This is a genomic window from Pseudomonas amygdali, from assembly GCF_002699855.1.
Taxonomy (GTDB): Bacteria; Pseudomonadota; Gammaproteobacteria; order Pseudomonadales; family Pseudomonadaceae; genus Aquipseudomonas; species Aquipseudomonas amygdali.
On the sequence record NZ_LKBW01000001.1, the window covers coordinates 45,260 to 61,362 of the forward strand.

Below are 16,103 nucleotides of genomic sequence, written 5' to 3' on the forward strand. Positions count from 1 at the left end.
TTGATCTTCTGTGAAGAGTGCGCGGCGTTCCTGACGCCTCTCACTCTCTCAGTTGGCAATTATCTGTGGGAGCGGACTTGTCCGCGAAGGGGCCTGTGCATTCAATCAAGATGCAGCGTCTGAAATAAAGCCTTCGCGGACAAGTCCGCTCCTACAAAGTATGTGTTCGTTTCTATATCGAGATCGGCCTCCATGAGCCAAGAACGCCGCTTCAGCTTCGAGTTCTTTCCTACCAAGACCGACGCTGGACATGAAAAGCTGCTGACCGTTGCTCGTCAGCTCGCTACGTACAACCCCGATTTTTTCTCCTGCACTTACGGTGCCGGTGGTTCTACCCGCGACCGCACGCTTAATACCGTGCTGCAGCTGGAGAACGAAGTAAAAGTGCCTGCCGCACCGCATTTGTCGTGTGTTGGCGACAGCAAGGAAGATTTGCGCAGCCTGCTGGCTCAGTACAAGGATGCGGGTATCAAACGCATCGTGGCCCTGCGCGGCGACCTGCCTTCCGGCATGGGCATGGCCAGCGGTGAGTTGCGTCACGCCAATGACCTGGTGAGCTTCATTCGCCAGGAAAGCGGCAGCCATTTCCACATCGAAGTCGCCGCCTACCCGGAAATGCATCCGCAGGCGCGCAATTTCGAGGACGACCTCAAGCACTTCGTCAACAAGGCAAACGCCGGCGCCGACAGTGCGATCACGCAATACTTCTTCAACGCCGACAGCTATTTCAACTTCGTCGAGCGGGTCGAGAAAATGGGCGTCAGCATTCCGATCGTGCCGGGCATCATGCCGATCACCAACTACAGCAAGCTGGCGCGTTTCTCGGATGCCTGCGGTGCGGAAATCCCGCGCTGGATCCGTAAACAGCTGGAAGCCTACGGCGATGACGTGCAAAGCATCCAGGCGTTTGGCGAAGAAGTCATCACGCAGATGTGCGAACGACTGCTGCAAGGCGGCGCCCCCGGCCTGCATTTCTACACGCTGAACCAGGCAGAACCGAGCCTGGCGGTGTGGAACAACCTGCAACTGCCACGCTGAAAACGGCTGCGGCACCGCGGTCCGACCGGTAATTTCCGGGGGATCGCGGCCTCATACACCGTTGGGCAGCAGGAAAGCGGCGTATTGCGCTCGCTCTGTTATACTCCAGCCTTCCCGCCAGGCTTACGCCCGGACGCCCGGTCTTGCAATCGTCATCCGTTCACGCCAACAGCGCAATTTTCATCAAGCGCAGACGTCACGGAATGCACTGAAGACCCGGCAGGACCGGACGGGATCGCGTTGTCTTTACACGCCATTCGCGCCAGGCAAGACATCCCTTGAGCTTAAGCTCCAACAGAACAGGATTACTCATGTCCTTTGCTTCCCTCGGTCTCTCCGAGGCTTTAGTCCGCGCCATCGAGGCAGCGGGCTATACCCAGCCTACCCCCGTGCAACAGCGGGCCATTCCCGCCGTGTTGCAAGGTCGCGACCTGATGGTTGCGGCACAGACCGGTACTGGTAAAACCGGCGGTTTCGCCCTCCCAATTCTGGAGCGGCTGTTTCCCAATGGTGTTCCGGACAAATCCCAGCGTCACGGCCCGCGTCAACCACGCGTTCTGGTCCTGACCCCGACCCGCGAACTGGCCGCACAGGTGCACGAGAGCTTCAAGCTCTATGCCCGCGACCTGAAGTTCGTCAGCGCCTGCATCTTCGGCGGCGTCGGCATGAACCCTCAGGTTCAGGCCATGTCCCGTGGTGTGGACGTCCTGGTGGCCTGCCCCGGCCGCCTGCTCGACCTGGCCGGTCAAGGCAGTGTCGACCTGTCCCACGTCGAAATCCTGGTGCTCGATGAAGCAGACCGGATGCTCGACATGGGCTTCGTCCATGACGTGAAAAAGGTCCTCGCGCGGCTGCCGGCCAAGCGCCAGAACCTGCTGTTCTCGGCTACCTTCTCCAATGACATCACGTCTTTGGCCGGCAAGCTGCTGCACAACCCAGAGCGCATCGAAGTCACGCCGCCGAACACCACGGTCGAGCGTATCGAGCAACGGGTTTTCCGCCTTGCCGCCAACCACAAGCGTTCACTGCTGGCGCACCTGATTACCGTCGGTGCCTGGGAACAGGTGCTGGTCTTCACCCGCACCAAGCACGGCGCCAACCGTCTGGCCGAGTACCTGGACAAGCACGGCCTTGCGGCTGTCGCGATCCACGGCAACAAGAGCCAGAACGCCCGTACCAAGGCACTGGCCGACTTCAAGGCAGGTGATGTACGCATCATGGTTGCGACCGATATCGCCGCACGCGGCCTGGATATCGACCAGCTGCCGCATGTCGTCAACTTCGAGCTGCCAAACGTCGATGAAGACTACGTTCACCGTATCGGTCGTACCGGCCGGGCCGGTCGTTCGGGCGAAGCCATTTCCCTGGTTGCGCCGGACGAAGAGAAGCTGCTCAAAAGCATCGAGCGCATGACTAAACAGAAGATCGCCGATGGCGACCTGATGGGCTTCGACATCACCGCAGTCGAGGCTGAAAAACCGGAAGTGCGTGAGCGTCCGGATGTTCGCAACTCCCGTGGTGCACGTCCTGCCGGCGACAAGAACAACGGCGGTCGTCGCGACAAGGGCAAGGACAAAGGCAGGGAAAAACCTGCCGCTGCAGCCGCCACTGGCGAACGCCCTGCAAGGCAGCCACGCGAAAAAAAACCTCGTGAGGGCACGCCTCGCAGCGAACAGCGTGCATTGCAGCCATCCATACCGCGCCCGGCAGCCGATCGTGCGCCGGACGAGTTCCGCGATGATGAAGTAGACAACTTCGGCAATCGTGCTGACTACGTCAGTCCTTATCAGGGCAAAGGCCAGAACCGTGGTCGTCGCCCTGCGGCCGCGCCCGGTGCAGCACCGGCTGCTGGCGGCGCAGCTCGCCCAGCCAATTCGGGTCGACCTGCGGGCGGCGCTCGTAACGGCTCCGGTACTGGCGCGCCAAAGCGCAACGGTTCGGGTTCGTCGGCTCCGCGTTCGCGTGATGGCCAGCCGCGCGGTCGTCGCCCGGCACGTGAAGATCAGCCCTTGCCGCGTGAAGGTCAGGAGCCAGCCGTGCGTGCCCCGCGCGACGGTCAGCCTCAGCCGAAGATCGTGCACAAGGAATCCAAGATCGACCGTTTCCCGTCTGCCGAGCAACTGGACCAGTTGCCAACACGCCCACGCGGTGAAAAACCGGCCCTGCTGAACCGCAATCGCGACAGCTGATAGCCACGCAACACTAAAAACGCACCGACTCGCTCGGGGCGTTTTTGTTTGTCGTGTCGTTCGTTGTGTCGATGATGATCATCGCTCCCACGCTCCGCGTGGTAGCGCAGTTCTGGACGCTCTGCGTCCGATCTTGAGACGGCAGCGCGGCTCAGATCTGTGACGCAGAGAGTCACGAACTGCATGCCAACGCGGAGCATTGGCACGATAGTCATCTCAAGATTTTCTGTCCGCAAGGTTCATCGCTCCCACGCTCTGCGTGGTAGCGCAGTCCTGGACGCTCCGCGTCCGATCTTGAGACGGCAGCGCGGCGCCGATCTGTGACGCAAAGCGTCACGAACTGCATGTCAACGCGGAGCATTGACACGATAGTCATCTCAGGAAGTTTCATCGCACCCACAAAAACGCCGACCCAAGGGTCGGCGTTCTGTCGATCAAGCGTGCAATTACTTCTTCTGTACGCCTTCGAAGCTGATGTCCAGATCCAGCGTCTGCGACGTCGGGCCTGGGCCCTTGATGCCGAAGTCGTTCAGGTTCAGCGTCGAAGTACCGTTGAAGCCGGCACGGTAGCCGCCCCACGGATCCTTGCCTTCGCCGTTGAAGGTTGCCTTGATGACGATTGGCTTGGTCACGCCGTGCAGGGTCAGGTCGCCAGTGACGTCAGCCGTTTTCTCGCCAGTCGATTTGACTGCGGTGGAAACGAATTTGGCTTCCGGGTATTTGGCAACGTCCAGGAAATCCTTGCTGGAGATGTGTTTGTCGCGCTCGGCGTGGTTGGTGAACAGGCTGGCGGTTTTCAGCTCGACATTGATTTTGCTGGCTTCAGGCTTGGCAGCGTCGAAGCTGAACGTGCCGTCCCAGTCCTTGAAGGTACCGTGAATGAAGCTGTAGCCCAGGTGGCTGATCTTGAAGTCAACGAATGCGTGTTGACCTTCCTTGTCGATAACGTAGTCGGCGGCCATGGCCTGGCCAGCAGACAACAGTGCGGTACCCAGAGCCAGAGCGGCGAGAGACTTCTTCAACATGCTTTTATTCCCGTTTTGGTTGAACAATCAATTACGACCCAGCATACGCTTGAGGGTCACATCGCGATCGATGAAGTGGTGTTTCAATGCTGCAAGACCGTGGAGCCCCGCGAATATCACGATGACCCAGGCCAGATACAGGTGAATCCAGCCAGCCGTTTCGGCCTGATCAGGAAGGCCTGAGACCAGCGCTGGAACATCGAACAGGCCGAATACCGGTATCCCCACGCCGTCAGCGGTGGAGATGAGGTAACCGGCAAACATCACGGCAAACAGTGCTACATACAAAAACAGGTGACCGAATGCGGCACCGATGCGCGTCAACTTACTGTAGCTGGTCAACGGCGGCGGTGGCGGACTGAGCAGACGCCAGACCACGCGGATCAGCATGATCGCAAACAGCGTGATGCCGATGCTCTTGTGCAGATCAGGGCCTGCCTTGCGCCACGTATCGTAGTAATCCAGCCCGACCATCCACAGCCCCAACGCGAACATACCAAACACGACAGCAGCCACACCCCAGTGCAGCACCATGCTGACCAGACCGTAGCGAGAGGATGAATTACGTAGCTGCATTACCAGTACCTTGTCAGAAGTGTTACCAGACTAGCTTTTTATCTATCGAATGAAAGCGCAAAATTTCGCTCGGACATATCGAACAATACGATAGGTCTGTTGGACGTTTCGTACGCCGGTTCTGCTGGTTACACCAACACCTGACAGGCTTTACAGCATCTCAGGCTGTCCTCGCTGCGGCAGCATCTCGATAATTTGCTGTCAGTAATACTTTGCAATGACCATCGGCCGTTCGATACCGATGAACGGCATGATCCGCTCAGATATCCCCAGCCCACATAGACAGAACGAATTCAGCGCGCATAAAAAAAGGACGCGGTATACACCGCGTCCTCTTTCGCTCAGCTATTGCCCGGTCAGTTGTTAACGCCTGCGGGCGCTGTTTCAGCAGGGGTTTTGGCAGGAGCCGGTTTGCTCTGAGCCTTTTTCGCAGCTTCCTTTTTTGCTGCTTCTTTCTTCGCCGCTTCTTTTTTGGCGGCTTCCTTGCTCTGCGGCTTTTTCGCAGGCTCAGCCTTGGTCGCCGGTTTCTTCGCAGGCTCGGCTTTTACCGGCGGCTTGGCAGGCTGGACAACCGGCGCAACCACGGGTGCTGGCGCGGTAACAGGTGCTGGAGCTGCAGCCGGTTCCGGGGCCTTCTCTACCGGAGCAGGTGCCGGGGCCGGTTCTTCACCACCACCAAACATGCGCGAGAAGAAGCCCGGCTTGTCGGCCTGCGGCTTGGCAGGTTCAGCCGGTTTGTCGGACGAACCACCGAACAGGTTGCTGAAGAAATTGCCTTCGAACTTCTGCGAAGCCGGGGCCGGTGCTTTCGGCGGTGCAACCTTGACCGGTTCGAACGACTTGCCAGCCGCCAGATCCTGGACCTGACCAGCCGCACGCTGACCGCTGCGCAAGGCACCTTCCAGAGTGCCGGGGTACAAGGTGTCGGTGTGCTCGCCAGCAAAGGCTACGCGCAGAATCGGCCGCTCCCACAGACGCCAGTATTTACTGATCTGGCCGGGACCGAATGCCAGGTAGGAACCACCCGTGGACGGGTCGACGCTGTAACGGCGGATTTCATAGCCGGTGTAAGCGCCACGTGCTTCAGGGTAGAACGCATGCAGGCGGATCAGCACCTGATCGACCATCTGCTTGTCGCCGAAGGCTTGCATGATGCGTGCGTTGTCGCCGGACAGGTTGATCACCACGTTGGCGCCGCCCTTGAGCGCGGGCTCTACCCACAACATGCCCAGACCGGTGTTACTGAACACTTCACCGGACATGCGTGCCTTGCTGTCCCAGACCGGGGTCTTGAACTTGAGCATGATCTGGTCGCGCCAGCCGTAGTTGGTGCTCTTGATCGCGCCCATGTGCTGAGCGTCCAGCGCAGGCGTCATCTGGATCTTGCCCAGCGAGCGCAGCGGTACAGCCATAACCACGTAATCTGCGGTGTAGCTGGTTGCGCCAGCCTTGACGGTGACCTTGTCCTTTTCCTGGACGACTGCCGTCACCGGCGAGTTGGTCTTGACGGTCTTGAGCTGCTTGACGAACGCCTGGGTCAGCACCGCACTGCCACCGGGCAGGCGCGCAGCACGCAAGTCACGCTCGTCGACCGAGCGATAAACCCGCGATTGCTGGGCGAGGTACAGCAACGACAGGCGCGAAGGCTCGTCGTAGCGTGTACGGATCTGCTGGTTGATCAGCTGACGCGCCGTGGCCGGCAGGTTCAGGCGGTCCAGCCAGTTGGCGACGTTGATCTGGTCCAGCGCGAACAAGGTGCTGTTGGACGCAGGGTTTTCCGGGTCGTCAACCGAGCGCGCGAGGTTATCCAGCGTGTCGTTGTAGCGCTTGATGGCTTCGGCGGTCGCAGGCTGTTTGACGGCCAGGTCAGCCTGGGTGAAGTACACACCGTCGATCAGGTAGCTGGGCGTGCGCACGAATTCAGGCGCAGGCACGGTAGGCAGCTTGAAGCTGTCCAGGTAGCGGTTCAGCACTGGCTGAGCCTTGGTGTTGCCGATCCACTCGCTGGTCGCCAGACCGGAACGTCCGCCCAGGCTGGGCTTGGCTTCCAGTAGCGTCACCTGCCAGCCTTTGGCCTGCAGTTCATAGGCAGCGGTCAAGCCTGCCAGACCACCACCGACGACAATGGCGGTTCGTTGTTTTTCATCGGCGAGCGTAGAAACGCTGACCAACCCTGCCACTATCAGCGCACAGGCGCGCAGCCACCCAGAAAGCATTCGGCGAACTCCAGAAAACATAGGGAAGATTGGGCAAGTCAGCCCGGCACATCGACTTGCTGCGCAGGATACGCGAGCCATCAAATAGCCGCCAGCAATGTCCATCAGCTGTTAAAACTGCATCAAAGGTTGTTCCGCAGCCGGGCATTGCATAGGCTTGCGCGATTGTTCGTCCTCGCATCAGGCGAGTCGCTACCCGGAGATTGAAAATGGGCCTCAATGACCAGTGGATGCAACGTGACCTGAAGGTCCTGTGGCACCCCTGCACCCAGATGAAAGACCACGAAAATCTGCCGTTGATACCGATCAAGCGCGGTGAAGGCGTATGGCTTGAAGACTTCGAAGGCAAGCGTTATCTGGACGCTGTCAGTTCCTGGTGGGTCAACGTTTTCGGACACGCCAACCCGCGCATCAACCAGCGCATCAAGGATCAGGTCGACCAACTGGAGCACGTGATTCTTGCCGGTTTCAGTCATCAGCCGGTCATCGAGCTGTCCGAACGGCTGGTCAAACTGACCCCTGAAGGCCTCAACCGCTGCTTCTACGCCGACAATGGCTCATCGTGCATTGAAGTCGCGCTGAAGATGAGCTTTCACTACTGGCTCAATCGCGGCCAGCCGGACAAGAAACGCTTCGTCACCCTGACCAACAGCTACCACGGCGAGACCATGGCGGCGATGTCGGTCGGTGACGTACCGCTGTTCACCGAAACCTACAAGGCGCTGCTGCTCGACACCATCAAGGTGCCGAGCCCCGACTGCTATCACCGCCCGGAAGGCATGAGCTGGGAAGAGCATTCGCGCAACATGTTCGCCGCCATGGAGCAGACCCTCGCCGAACACCACGCCAGCGTTGCGGCAGTGATCGTCGAACCGCTGATTCAGGGCGCAGGCGGCATGCGTATGTATCACCCGGTCTACCTCAAGCTGCTGCGCGACGCCTGCGACCGCTACGGCGTGCACCTGATCCACGATGAAATCGCCGTAGGTTTCGGCCGCACCGGAACCATGTTCGCCTGTGAACAGGCCGGCATCCGTCCGGATTTCCTCTGCCTGTCCAAGGCGCTGACCGGTGGCTACCTGCCGCTGGCGGCCTGCCTGACCACCGATGATGTGTACGACGCGTTCTACGACGACTACCCAACGCTGCGCGCGTTTCTGCACTCACACAGTTACACCGGCAACCCGCTGGCCTGTGCGGCGGCGCTGGCGACACTGGATATCTTCGAGCAGGACAACGTCATCGAAAACAACAAGGCCCTGGCGCAGCGTATGGCGACAGCCACGGCGCATCTGGTGGACCATCCACATGTGGCGGAAGTGCGTCAGACCGGCATGGCCATCGCTATCGAAATGGTTCAGGACAAAGCCACCAAGACCGCCTACCCGTGGCAGGAACGGCGTGGCATGAAGGTCTTTCAGCATGCGCTGGAACGTGGGGCATTGCTGCGGCCACTGGGCAGTGTGGTGTATTTTCTGCCGCCGTACGTGATTACCCCGGAGCAGATCGACTTTCTGGCCGAGGTGGCCACCGAGGGCATTGATATCGCTACGCGCAGCAGTGTCAGTGTTGCCGTGCGCGAGAACTTTCATCCGGATTTCAGAGATCCGGGCTAGGGCTGGAATTTGCGGCGCCGCGACTGACGCCTTCGCGGACAAGTCCGCTCCCACGAGCGGACCGGGCAACACCGCATTAATGTGGGAGCGGACTTGTCCGCGAAAGGGCCATCACAAAACAACACCGGAACCGAGACACACCATGAGACTCTCCCGCTTTTTTACTGAAGCGCCGCTTAGCCTGGGCGAGCACGAACTGCCTGAGGCCCAGGCGCATTACATCAGCCGCGTGCTGCGCATGACCGAAGGTGACGCGCTGCAACTGTTCGACGGATCGGGCCAGGAGTTTCGCGGCACCTTGCTGGAAGTCGGCAAGAAGCGCGTGCATGTGCAACTGACCGAAAGCTTTGCAGGGCAAGTCGAGTCAGGGCTGCGCATTCATCTGGGCCAGGGCCTGTCGCGTGGTGAACGCATGGACTGGGCTATTCAGAAGGCTACCGAGCTGGGCGTCAGCGAAATTACCCCGATTGTCAGCGAGCGCTGTGAGGTGCGTCTCAAGGACGAGCGCGCCGAGAAGCGCCAGGCGCATTGGCAACAGATCGCAATCAGCGCCTGCGAGCAGTGCGGTCGCTCGGTGGTGCCGGTGATTCATGCGCCGATGCCACTGGCCGAGTGGATCAAGCATACCGAGGCCGACCTGAAACTGGTCCTGCACCCGGTGGCCGAGCCGCTGACCAGCCATGACAAGCCAGCCAGCCTGGCCTTCCTGATTGGTCCGGAAGGCGGCTTGAACGACGCAGAAGTCGATCAGGCGCAAGCCGCTGGATTCCACGCCGCGCGCCTCGGCCCGCGCGTTCTGCGCACTGAAACCGCCCCGGTGGTCGCGCTCAGCGTGGCGCAACAGCTGTGGGGCGATTTTTGATCATTTGATGCGTCCTCAAACGCGCTGCACGCTCAGAATCAGACACCGGCTCGCTCCCACAAGGATTTGCATTTACCCAGCCATTGAGGCCTGAACCTGGCCATTTTCACAGCACATAAAAACAAATCGCCACGAAGTGCATCAAACTGCCGCCAATGACGAACAGGTGCCAGATGCCGTGAAAGTGGCGGATCTGGTCGTAGGCGAAGAACAGAATGCCGACGGTGTACAGCACACCGCCGCCGGCCAGCCAGATGAAGCCCGCCAGGCCGAGCGCAGCAATCAGTGGTTTGACCGCCACGAGGACGATCCAGCCCATCACGGCGTAGATCACGATGGACATGATTCGCGCTTCAGAGCGGGGTTTTATCTCCTGCAGAATGCCGATCAGCGCCAGCCCCCAGACAATTCCGAACAGGGTCCAGCCCCATGCGCCGCGCAATGTCACCAGACAGAACGGCGTGTAACTGCCCGCAATCATCAGGTAGATCGAAAAGTGATCGACCTTCTGCATGATCGATTTCGAACGGCCCTTGACGCTGTGGTAGATCGTCGAAACGCTGTACAGCGTGACCAGACAGGCGCCATAGATCGCAATGCTGACCACCTTCCAGACATCGCCGTGCAGACTCGCCATCACCAATAGCCAGATTGCGCCGACACCGGCCAGTACTGCGCCCACCAGGTGGGACCAGGCGTTGAATTTTTCTCCGTAATACATCCGCTCAATACCCTCTTGTGGCAAAACACTGGGAGCAGAGGCTCGCGGTTATTGAAACAAATCGCAACACCCTGTTTCAGTGACGGATATTTTAAGCAGCTATCGGCGCACGACTTGTGCACAATCAGCGCACATCAATAACCAGCGCCACGACATGCAGATCGATGACGAACTGACGCTCAAGAAACTGGAAATATTCCTGGCCTTCATGCGCACCGGCAATCTGGCGCGGGCGGCGGAGGAGTTGCAGACCAGCAACGTCAGCGTGCACCGCGCCATTCACTCGTTGGAAAGCGCCCTGCGTTGCCCGCTGTTCAAACACGAAGGCCGCAACCTTACGCCGCTGGAAAGCGCGTATGTGCTGGAAGAGCGTGCGCAGAAGCTGGTGCAGGATGTGCTCGCCACCGTAGAGCTGACCCGTCAGGCGGCAGGCTTTTCGGCGGCACGCTTCCGCCTTGGGGCTTTGTATTCACTGACCGTCAAGACGGTGCCGCAGCTGATCATGGGCCTGAAAATCCGCCGCAGCGAGCTGAATATCGATCTGATTCTGGGTTCGAACATGGACCTGCTGTACAAGCTCAAGAACATGGAAGTCGACGCCATGCTGGTGTCGCTTGATGAAAGCACCCATGACCCGGACTGCGAGCAGCTGGCGTTGTTTTCCGACGATATCTTCCTGGCTGTGCCCACCGATTCGCCGTTTGCCGAGCACAGCGAGGTGGATCTCAGCGACCTGCGTGAAGCGACATTTATCACCCTCACCCAAGGCTTTGCCACTCATCGCGATGGCATACGGGTGTTTCAGCAGGCCGGGTTCGAGCCCAAAGTAGCGATGCAGGTCAATGACATCTTCACCCTGCTGAGCATGGTCAGTTCCGGCGTCGGCTATGCGCTGCTGCCGGGGCGCATAGCCGCAGTGTATGAAAACCGCGTGCGGCTGATTCCATTGCAGAGCCGCTACCGGATGCAGCAACACATCGGCATGGTCTTTCTCAAGTCCAGAGAGCGAGACCCTAACCTGCTGGCGCTGCTGGCCGAGTGTCGGATGTATGCGAATCGCCTGCTGGAGCAGGCGACCTGATCGAAGGGATCTAACCGACGATTGCGCGCACGATGAAATACAGCACCGACGGCCCCAGCAGACAGCCCAGTCCGGTATGAAAAGTGGCGGTCAGCGCGCCATAAGGCACCAGACGCCGATCCGTTGCCGCCAGCCCTGCGGTAACGCCGCTGACAGTACCCGCCAGACCACCGAAAACCATCGCCGAACGCGGGTTGTCCAGCCCCATCCAGCGCGCCGCCACGGGCGTACCGACCATCACCAGAATCGCCTTGATCAGGCCGGTGGCAATCGACAGGGCCATCACGTCGGAGGTCGCACCCAACGCAGCACCGGTCACCGGGCCGACGATGTAGGTCACAGCACCCGCGCCAATGGTGGTCATGCTGATTGCATCGCGGTAGCCAAACACCCAGGCAATGCTCGCGCCCACGATAAACGGCAGAATCGTGCCCAACAGCAAGGCAATTGCTCCGATCAGCCCGGCCTTGCGTGCCTCGGTTGCCTGCACTTCAAAGGCAGTCGCCACGATGGCGAAGTCACGCAACATCGCCCCGCCCATCAGGCCGATGCCTGAGAACAGCGCCATATCGGCAAGCCCCTTCTGGCCGCCGGTCAACGTGCCGCCGACCCAGGCCAGAATCAGCCCGATGACAATCGCGATGGCCGAGCCATGCACCCGGCCGAACGTCAGGCGCTTTGAAAGCACCACCGAGACCCACATGATGATACCGACGAAGGCAAATGCGGTGATCAGCCCGTTGTGTTCAAGTCCTTTCTCGATGAGGTCCCACATATCAGCGACCTCCAGCCGGGGCTATTTCAGGCTTGATCACAGGCGTCAGCAGCGGCTCTTCCTTGGGTAAAGGCTCGCCGCGATTGGTGCGGCTGATCACTGCGATGGTGCAGGCGCAGAGCACCACAGAACCGACAGCGGCCAATACCGCCACCGGCCCGCCCTTGAGTGCGGTCACAACGTTTTGTTGCGCGGCCATCGCCACCACGACCGGTATGTACAGCGCGCCCCAGAAACCCACGCCCATTTCGCAGTCCTTGGTCATGCCGCCGTGTTTCTGCATCCACAGACGTGCGCAGATCAACAGGATCATGGCGATCCCGACCCCGCCCACATTGGATTTCACGCCCAGCAGAACGCCGAGCATGTCACCGAGAATCACGCCCGCGAGCGTGCAGATAGCCAGTAGTGCAACACCATAGATAATCATTGTTATTATTCCTCTGTTTGCATTGCTGAAGTTGTTGTTTTTGTCCTTCGTAGCAGCTGCACGGCGGCTCTATGGAGTGCGGCGAACCTCCTCGTGCGACAGCGCGATCAGGCTGTCCAGACGCGCAGCCTGAAAGGCCAGCGCTGTTCCTTGCTGGAAGACTTTGCGCGCCAGCCCGGTCAACACGGCACCGGGCGGCAATTCGATGTGCAGGCGCACGCCTCGCTCCCAGGCAGTTTCCACGGTGCTGCGCCAGTCGATGACCCGGCACATGTTGAAGGCCAGGTCATCACGCAGTTTTTCGGCATTCAGCAGCGGACGCGCCGTGCTGCCGCTGAGGTAACGTATCTTCGGCGCCTGCAACGCAACCCTTGAAAAGGCTTCTGCCAGTTGCTGCGCGGGAGCTTCCAGCAAGGCGCAATGCGACGGCACGCTGACCGCAAGACGCTTGACCGCCGCGGCCCCCGACGCCTTGGCCAAATGACTGACCTGCTGCATCGCCTCGACGCTGCCCGAGATCACCATCTGGTTGTCGGCGTTGATATTGGCGAGAAACACCGGCATTTGCGGGCTGTGTACTTGCCTGATCAGCGCCTCGACCTGTGTCTGGTCCAGACCGATCACCGCAGTCATGCCATAACCTTCGGGCCAGGCGTTCTGCATCAACTCGCCGCGCAACGCGACCAGGCGCACAGCATCGTCAAAGGCCAGCGCCCCCGAAATCACCGCTGCCGGATAAGCGCCGATGGACAGCCCTGCAACGTAGTCCGGCACACAGTCGCGCGCCTGCAACAGGCGGGCGCAGGCGACACCGGCGATCAACAGGCAAAGCTGGACGGCGCGGGTCGCTTGCAGCGCCTGAGTGCTGTCCAGCGCCAGTACGTCTTCGCCCAGAGCATCGGCAGCTTCCTGCAGGCAATCGTGGAGGACAGGGTCGTCGGGTAACTGATGCAGCATGCCGGCCTGCTGCGCGCCCTGACCGGGAAACACCCACAGGCTGCTCATGCGCACGCCCCGATCAGATGCCATGGGTCTGCAACCAGCCGCGCCCCTGCTGCGGTCTTGAGCAACACCCGCCCCGCTGGGCGCGCCCATTCACGCAGCGCCACAGCGCCATGATCGAGTTGCAGCTGCACATCGACCCGGCAGACCGATGTTTCCAGCGCCTCGACCAATTCGGCTGCGCAACTCCGACTTAACGGCTCAGATGTACGCAAAATCAGGTCCAGATCGCTGTCCTGATTCAACGCCGCAATACCACTGGCCAATTCGAACCCGGCGCTGCCGCCAACGCCCCAGACCAGTTCCAGCGCATCCATCACCGGGCGGACCTGACGCAAGGCACGCAATGCGGGCCAGTCCTGAATATTCTCGACCGGGCACAAGACCAGTTGTTCGGGGGTTACCCGCCGATAGACATCCGTCAACAGCATGCTCGCGGCATAGCGCTGCTCACGACCGTAGCCGCGCAACCCTACGGCCACCTGACCGGCTGGCATGGCCTGCCGACGCACCACAACCGGCTGCCCGGCCAGCACCGTTTCGACCGCCCATTTGGGCGCATCGTCCGGCAAGGCAGACAGTGGCATGCCCCACAGCAAATCATGGGGCAATACTGCGCAAGCGCTGTCGATCACCATTGCGCCCGCAGCAACTGGCGCACGGTAGCCGATGCCGCACGATTGCTCGCGCCCAGGCGGCTGCTCAGGTCGACCCCGCTGGCCCGTACGTCTCTGATCGCACTGCTGAGGACATTGCGAACCTGAGTCAGGTCATCCGCAGTGGGCTGCTCGATCTGGCTGACCGAGAGGGTTTCCCACAGCAGACCAAGGCTGGCATAGCTGTCGATGTCGTAGGCCATTGGCGGGATGCTGGCGGCGAGCTTTTCCAGGTCTTCGACACTGCGCAGCGTTACCCGAGCGGCGGAAGCCTTGCCCATCGCATGCACCATCACGCCGGGATCACGCAGTGCGATCAACCGATTGGCCTGATACCCGTGGGCCAGAAATGCGCCGGACATAGCCTTGCCGACCAGCAGACCAATCACCGCATGCCCGGCAAGACGCGCCCGCGCATAGCTGTCCACCGCACCGGCCAGCGCCTGATGAATGCCCAGCGCTTCTTCGCGGCGACCATAGGCCTGGCTCGGCACATCTACAATCGCAATCAGTGCACGTTTTTCGGCGCGGTCGCGGTCCTGCTCGATGGCATCATCCACAGCTTTGGCCAGGCCCCAGCCTTCCAGCAGACCGACCTCGCCCTGACGCGCCCGAGGGAAACGATTGCCGGTATCGGCAACCACCGCCACAAAGCGCACCGGCTGCTCGCCCAGCAAGCCATCGGCGACCTTGAGCGAGGCAGGCAGACCGTCAACTTGCGTAGCACCTGCGCTCAACGCGTTGAACCAGTGCAAACCCCGTTGTGAATAGCTCATGACCGGGCTCCTTGATAAAGGGTACGTACACTCTGCGGATCGATTTGCGCTTCGGTGTGGAGGCTGGTGAGGCGCTGCAAAAACAGTTCGTACTGGCTGCTGCGATGCGCTGCCGGTACGCCCTGCTTGAGCCAGCCGCTGACCTGCTGCCGGATATCGGCCACATCGTCTGCGGCAAAACCGTCCACCAGATCACTGGCAAACCGCTGCTCGCCACCGGTCAGGCTCCAGATAAACGGGCGGTCACGGGAGTCGTATTCTTCGATGCCGGCTTCCTGCTCGATCACCTGCGGGCCGTTCAGGCCCAAGCGGGCCTCCTGGGTCACCAGCAAATAGCTGCACAAGCCTGCAGCAATGGACATCCCGCCAAAACAGCCAACACTGCCCGCCACCACACCAATCACCGGCTGGAACTGACGCAAGTCGACCATTGCGGCATGAATCTCGGCAATCGCCGCCAGGCCCAGATTGGCTTCCTGCAAACGCACACCGCCGGTTTCCAGCAGCACGATGGCAGCGGTGGGAATGCCATTGCGGTTGTCTTCAGCAGCCAGCTCCAGCGCGCCTGCCATTTTTGCGCCGCCGACTTCGCCCATGCTGCCGCCCTGAAACGAGCCTTCAATGGCCGCAATGACTACCGGCCGCCCGTCAACAGTGCCCTTGGCAACCACCACGCCATCGTCGGCTTGAGGGACAACGCCTTGTCTGGCAAGCCAGGGCGACATGACGCGATCAAACGGGCCAAGCAATTCGCGGAAGCTGTCGGCATCCAGCAGAGCGCGGGCGCGCTGCCGGGCACCGAGCTCGATGAAACTGTGCTGGCTCAGCAAACGTGCGTTATCAGTCATGACCGATCTCCTCGAAGCCCTGCTCCAAACGCAAGCGCACCACGCCGGGCGTGGCCCCGAAGTCGTGGATGTCGATGCTCAGCGCAGGCGGGGTCTGGCCGTCGAACATGCGCTCGAAAAGATGTTTCCAACGCAGCGAGGCACCGTTGACCGAGGTCACCACCTGAATCGACAACTTGCCGGGCGAACCGGGCTCCAGCAGTACTTCCAGATCACCCGAGCCAACCACGCCCACCAGCGCGCGGCCTTTGGGCGGCTGTCCGGCAGGGAATTCAAAAGACAGGGTTTCCAT

At 60.6% G+C, this 16,103-nt stretch carries 16 protein-coding genes; 5 read left to right on the plus strand and 11 right to left on the minus strand.

Annotated elements, in window-relative coordinates:
- Positions 1-192: 192 nt before the first annotated feature.
- Together metF and rhlE2 are read left to right on the plus strand one after the other, a co-directional pair.
- Entirely contained in the window at positions 193-1,038 is an 846-nt protein-coding gene (gene metF, locus AO277_RS00220; RefSeq protein ID WP_044317449.1) for a methylenetetrahydrofolate reductase [NAD(P)H], read from the plus strand.
- Between the two features lie 311 nt (positions 1,039-1,349).
- Positions 1,350-3,227, plus strand: coding sequence for an RNA helicase RhlE2 (gene rhlE2 / locus AO277_RS00225; RefSeq protein ID WP_044317448.1), 1,878 nt, complete (start codon positions 1,350-1,352; stop codon positions 3,225-3,227).
- Between the two features lie 446 nt (positions 3,228-3,673).
- On the opposite strand, the gene AO277_RS00235 is transcribed toward rhlE2, so the two are convergent.
- The 3 genes from AO277_RS00235 to AO277_RS00245 all read right to left on the minus strand — a co-directional run bounded on the left by AO277_RS00235 (position 3,674) and on the right by AO277_RS00245 (position 7,044).
- Positions 3,674-4,252, minus strand: a complete 579-nt coding sequence (locus tag AO277_RS00235; protein ID WP_002551707.1) for a YceI family protein — start codon at positions 4,250-4,252, stop codon at positions 3,674-3,676.
- A gap of 27 nt (positions 4,253-4,279) precedes the next feature.
- Entirely contained in the window at positions 4,280-4,828 is a 549-nt protein-coding gene (locus tag AO277_RS00240; protein ID WP_002551706.1) for a cytochrome b, read from the minus strand.
- Positions 4,829-5,184: 356 nt separating this feature from the next.
- On the minus strand, positions 5,185-7,044 hold the full coding sequence (locus tag AO277_RS00245; RefSeq protein ID WP_044317447.1) for a flavin monoamine oxidase family protein: 1,860 nt from the start codon (positions 7,042-7,044) through the stop codon (positions 5,185-5,187).
- Between the two features lie 209 nt (positions 7,045-7,253).
- Between AO277_RS00245 and AO277_RS00250 the strand changes: the two genes are divergently transcribed.
- Complete coding sequence (locus AO277_RS00250; protein WP_004666469.1) at positions 7,254-8,660, plus strand: adenosylmethionine--8-amino-7-oxononanoate transaminase; 1,407 nt, start codon at positions 7,254-7,256, stop codon at positions 8,658-8,660.
- Between the two features lie 142 nt (positions 8,661-8,802).
- Positions 8,803-9,522, plus strand: coding sequence for a 16S rRNA (uracil(1498)-N(3))-methyltransferase (locus tag AO277_RS00255; protein ID WP_005743076.1), 720 nt, complete (start codon positions 8,803-8,805; stop codon positions 9,520-9,522).
- A gap of 106 nt (positions 9,523-9,628) precedes the next feature.
- Here AO277_RS00255 and trhA read toward each other — a convergent pair whose 3' ends face one another.
- Complete coding sequence (gene trhA, locus AO277_RS00260) at positions 9,629-10,243, minus strand: PAQR family membrane homeostasis protein TrhA (protein WP_044317446.1); 615 nt, start codon at positions 10,241-10,243, stop codon at positions 9,629-9,631.
- Positions 10,244-10,397: 154 nt separating this feature from the next.
- Between trhA and AO277_RS00265 the strand changes: the two genes are divergently transcribed.
- Positions 10,398-11,324: a LysR family transcriptional regulator gene (locus AO277_RS00265; RefSeq protein WP_005731031.1), complete on the plus strand. Its 927-nt coding sequence runs from the start codon at positions 10,398-10,400 to the stop codon at positions 11,322-11,324.
- A 10-nt stretch (positions 11,325-11,334) separates the two neighbouring features.
- On the opposite strand, the gene madM is transcribed toward AO277_RS00265, so the two are convergent.
- The 7 genes from madM to AO277_RS00300 all read right to left on the minus strand — a co-directional run bounded on the left by madM (position 11,335) and on the right by AO277_RS00300 (position 16,103).
- Positions 11,335-12,099, minus strand: coding sequence for a malonate transporter subunit MadM (gene madM, locus AO277_RS00270; protein ID WP_002551700.1), 765 nt, complete (start codon positions 12,097-12,099; stop codon positions 11,335-11,337).
- A 1-nt stretch (position 12,100) separates the two neighbouring features.
- Positions 12,101-12,529: a malonate transporter subunit MadL gene (gene madL / locus AO277_RS00275; protein ID WP_002551699.1), complete on the minus strand. Its 429-nt coding sequence runs from the start codon at positions 12,527-12,529 to the stop codon at positions 12,101-12,103.
- 69 nt (positions 12,530-12,598) lie between these two features.
- On the minus strand, positions 12,599-13,534 hold the full coding sequence (gene mdcH / locus AO277_RS00280; protein WP_005731028.1) for a malonate decarboxylase subunit epsilon: 936 nt from the start codon (positions 13,532-13,534) through the stop codon (positions 12,599-12,601).
- Positions 13,531-14,169 carry a malonate decarboxylase holo-ACP synthase gene (locus tag AO277_RS00285; RefSeq protein WP_044317445.1) on the minus strand — a complete coding sequence of 213 codons (639 nt, stop codon included), beginning with the start codon at positions 14,167-14,169 and terminating at the stop codon, positions 13,531-13,533. The genes mdcH and AO277_RS00285 overlap by 4 nt, the downstream gene beginning before the upstream one ends.
- The gene (mdcE, locus tag AO277_RS00290) at positions 14,163-14,963 is read right to left on the minus strand and encodes a biotin-independent malonate decarboxylase subunit gamma (RefSeq protein WP_044317444.1); all 801 of its coding nucleotides are present in this window, start codon (positions 14,961-14,963) and stop codon (positions 14,163-14,165) included. The genes AO277_RS00285 and mdcE overlap by 7 nt, the downstream gene beginning before the upstream one ends.
- Positions 14,960-15,811, minus strand: coding sequence for a biotin-independent malonate decarboxylase subunit beta (locus AO277_RS00295; RefSeq protein WP_044317443.1), 852 nt, complete (start codon positions 15,809-15,811; stop codon positions 14,960-14,962). The genes mdcE and AO277_RS00295 overlap by 4 nt, the downstream gene beginning before the upstream one ends.
- Complete coding sequence (locus AO277_RS00300; RefSeq protein ID WP_004654333.1) at positions 15,804-16,103, minus strand: malonate decarboxylase subunit delta; 300 nt, start codon at positions 16,101-16,103, stop codon at positions 15,804-15,806. The genes AO277_RS00295 and AO277_RS00300 overlap by 8 nt, the downstream gene beginning before the upstream one ends.

Coding starts and splice junctions, on each gene's coding strand:
- metF (WP_044317449.1), top strand. CDS start 193: ATGAGCCAAGAACGCCGCTTCAGCTTCGAGTTCTTTCCTACCAAGACC.
- rhlE2 (WP_044317448.1), top strand. CDS start 1,350: ATGTCCTTTGCTTCCCTCGGTCTCTCCGAGGCTTTAGTCCGCGCCATC.
- AO277_RS00235 (WP_002551707.1), bottom strand. CDS start 4,252: ATGTTGAAGAAGTCTCTCGCCGCTCTGGCTCTGGGTACCGCACTGTTG.
- AO277_RS00240 (WP_002551706.1), bottom strand. CDS start 4,828: ATGCAGCTACGTAATTCATCCTCTCGCTACGGTCTGGTCAGCATGGTG.
- AO277_RS00245 (WP_044317447.1), bottom strand. CDS start 7,044: ATGCTTTCTGGGTGGCTGCGCGCCTGTGCGCTGATAGTGGCAGGGTTG.
- AO277_RS00250 (WP_004666469.1), top strand. CDS start 7,254: ATGGGCCTCAATGACCAGTGGATGCAACGTGACCTGAAGGTCCTGTGG.
- AO277_RS00255 (WP_005743076.1), top strand. CDS start 8,803: ATGAGACTCTCCCGCTTTTTTACTGAAGCGCCGCTTAGCCTGGGCGAG.
- trhA (WP_044317446.1), bottom strand. CDS start 10,243: ATGTATTACGGAGAAAAATTCAACGCCTGGTCCCACCTGGTGGGCGCA.
- AO277_RS00265 (WP_005731031.1), top strand. CDS start 10,398: ATGCAGATCGATGACGAACTGACGCTCAAGAAACTGGAAATATTCCTG.
- madM (WP_002551700.1), bottom strand. CDS start 12,099: ATGTGGGACCTCATCGAGAAAGGACTTGAACACAACGGGCTGATCACC.
- madL (WP_002551699.1), bottom strand. CDS start 12,529: ATGATTATCTATGGTGTTGCACTACTGGCTATCTGCACGCTCGCGGGC.
- mdcH (WP_005731028.1), bottom strand. CDS start 13,534: ATGAGCAGCCTGTGGGTGTTTCCCGGTCAGGGCGCGCAGCAGGCCGGC.
- AO277_RS00285 (WP_044317445.1), bottom strand. CDS start 14,169: ATGGTGATCGACAGCGCTTGCGCAGTATTGCCCCATGATTTGCTGTGG.
- mdcE (WP_044317444.1), bottom strand. CDS start 14,963: ATGAGCTATTCACAACGGGGTTTGCACTGGTTCAACGCGTTGAGCGCA.
- AO277_RS00295 (WP_044317443.1), bottom strand. CDS start 15,811: ATGACTGATAACGCACGTTTGCTGAGCCAGCACAGTTTCATCGAGCTC.
- AO277_RS00300 (WP_004654333.1), bottom strand. CDS start 16,103: ATGGAAACCCTGTCTTTTGAATTCCCTGCCGGACAGCCGCCCAAAGGC.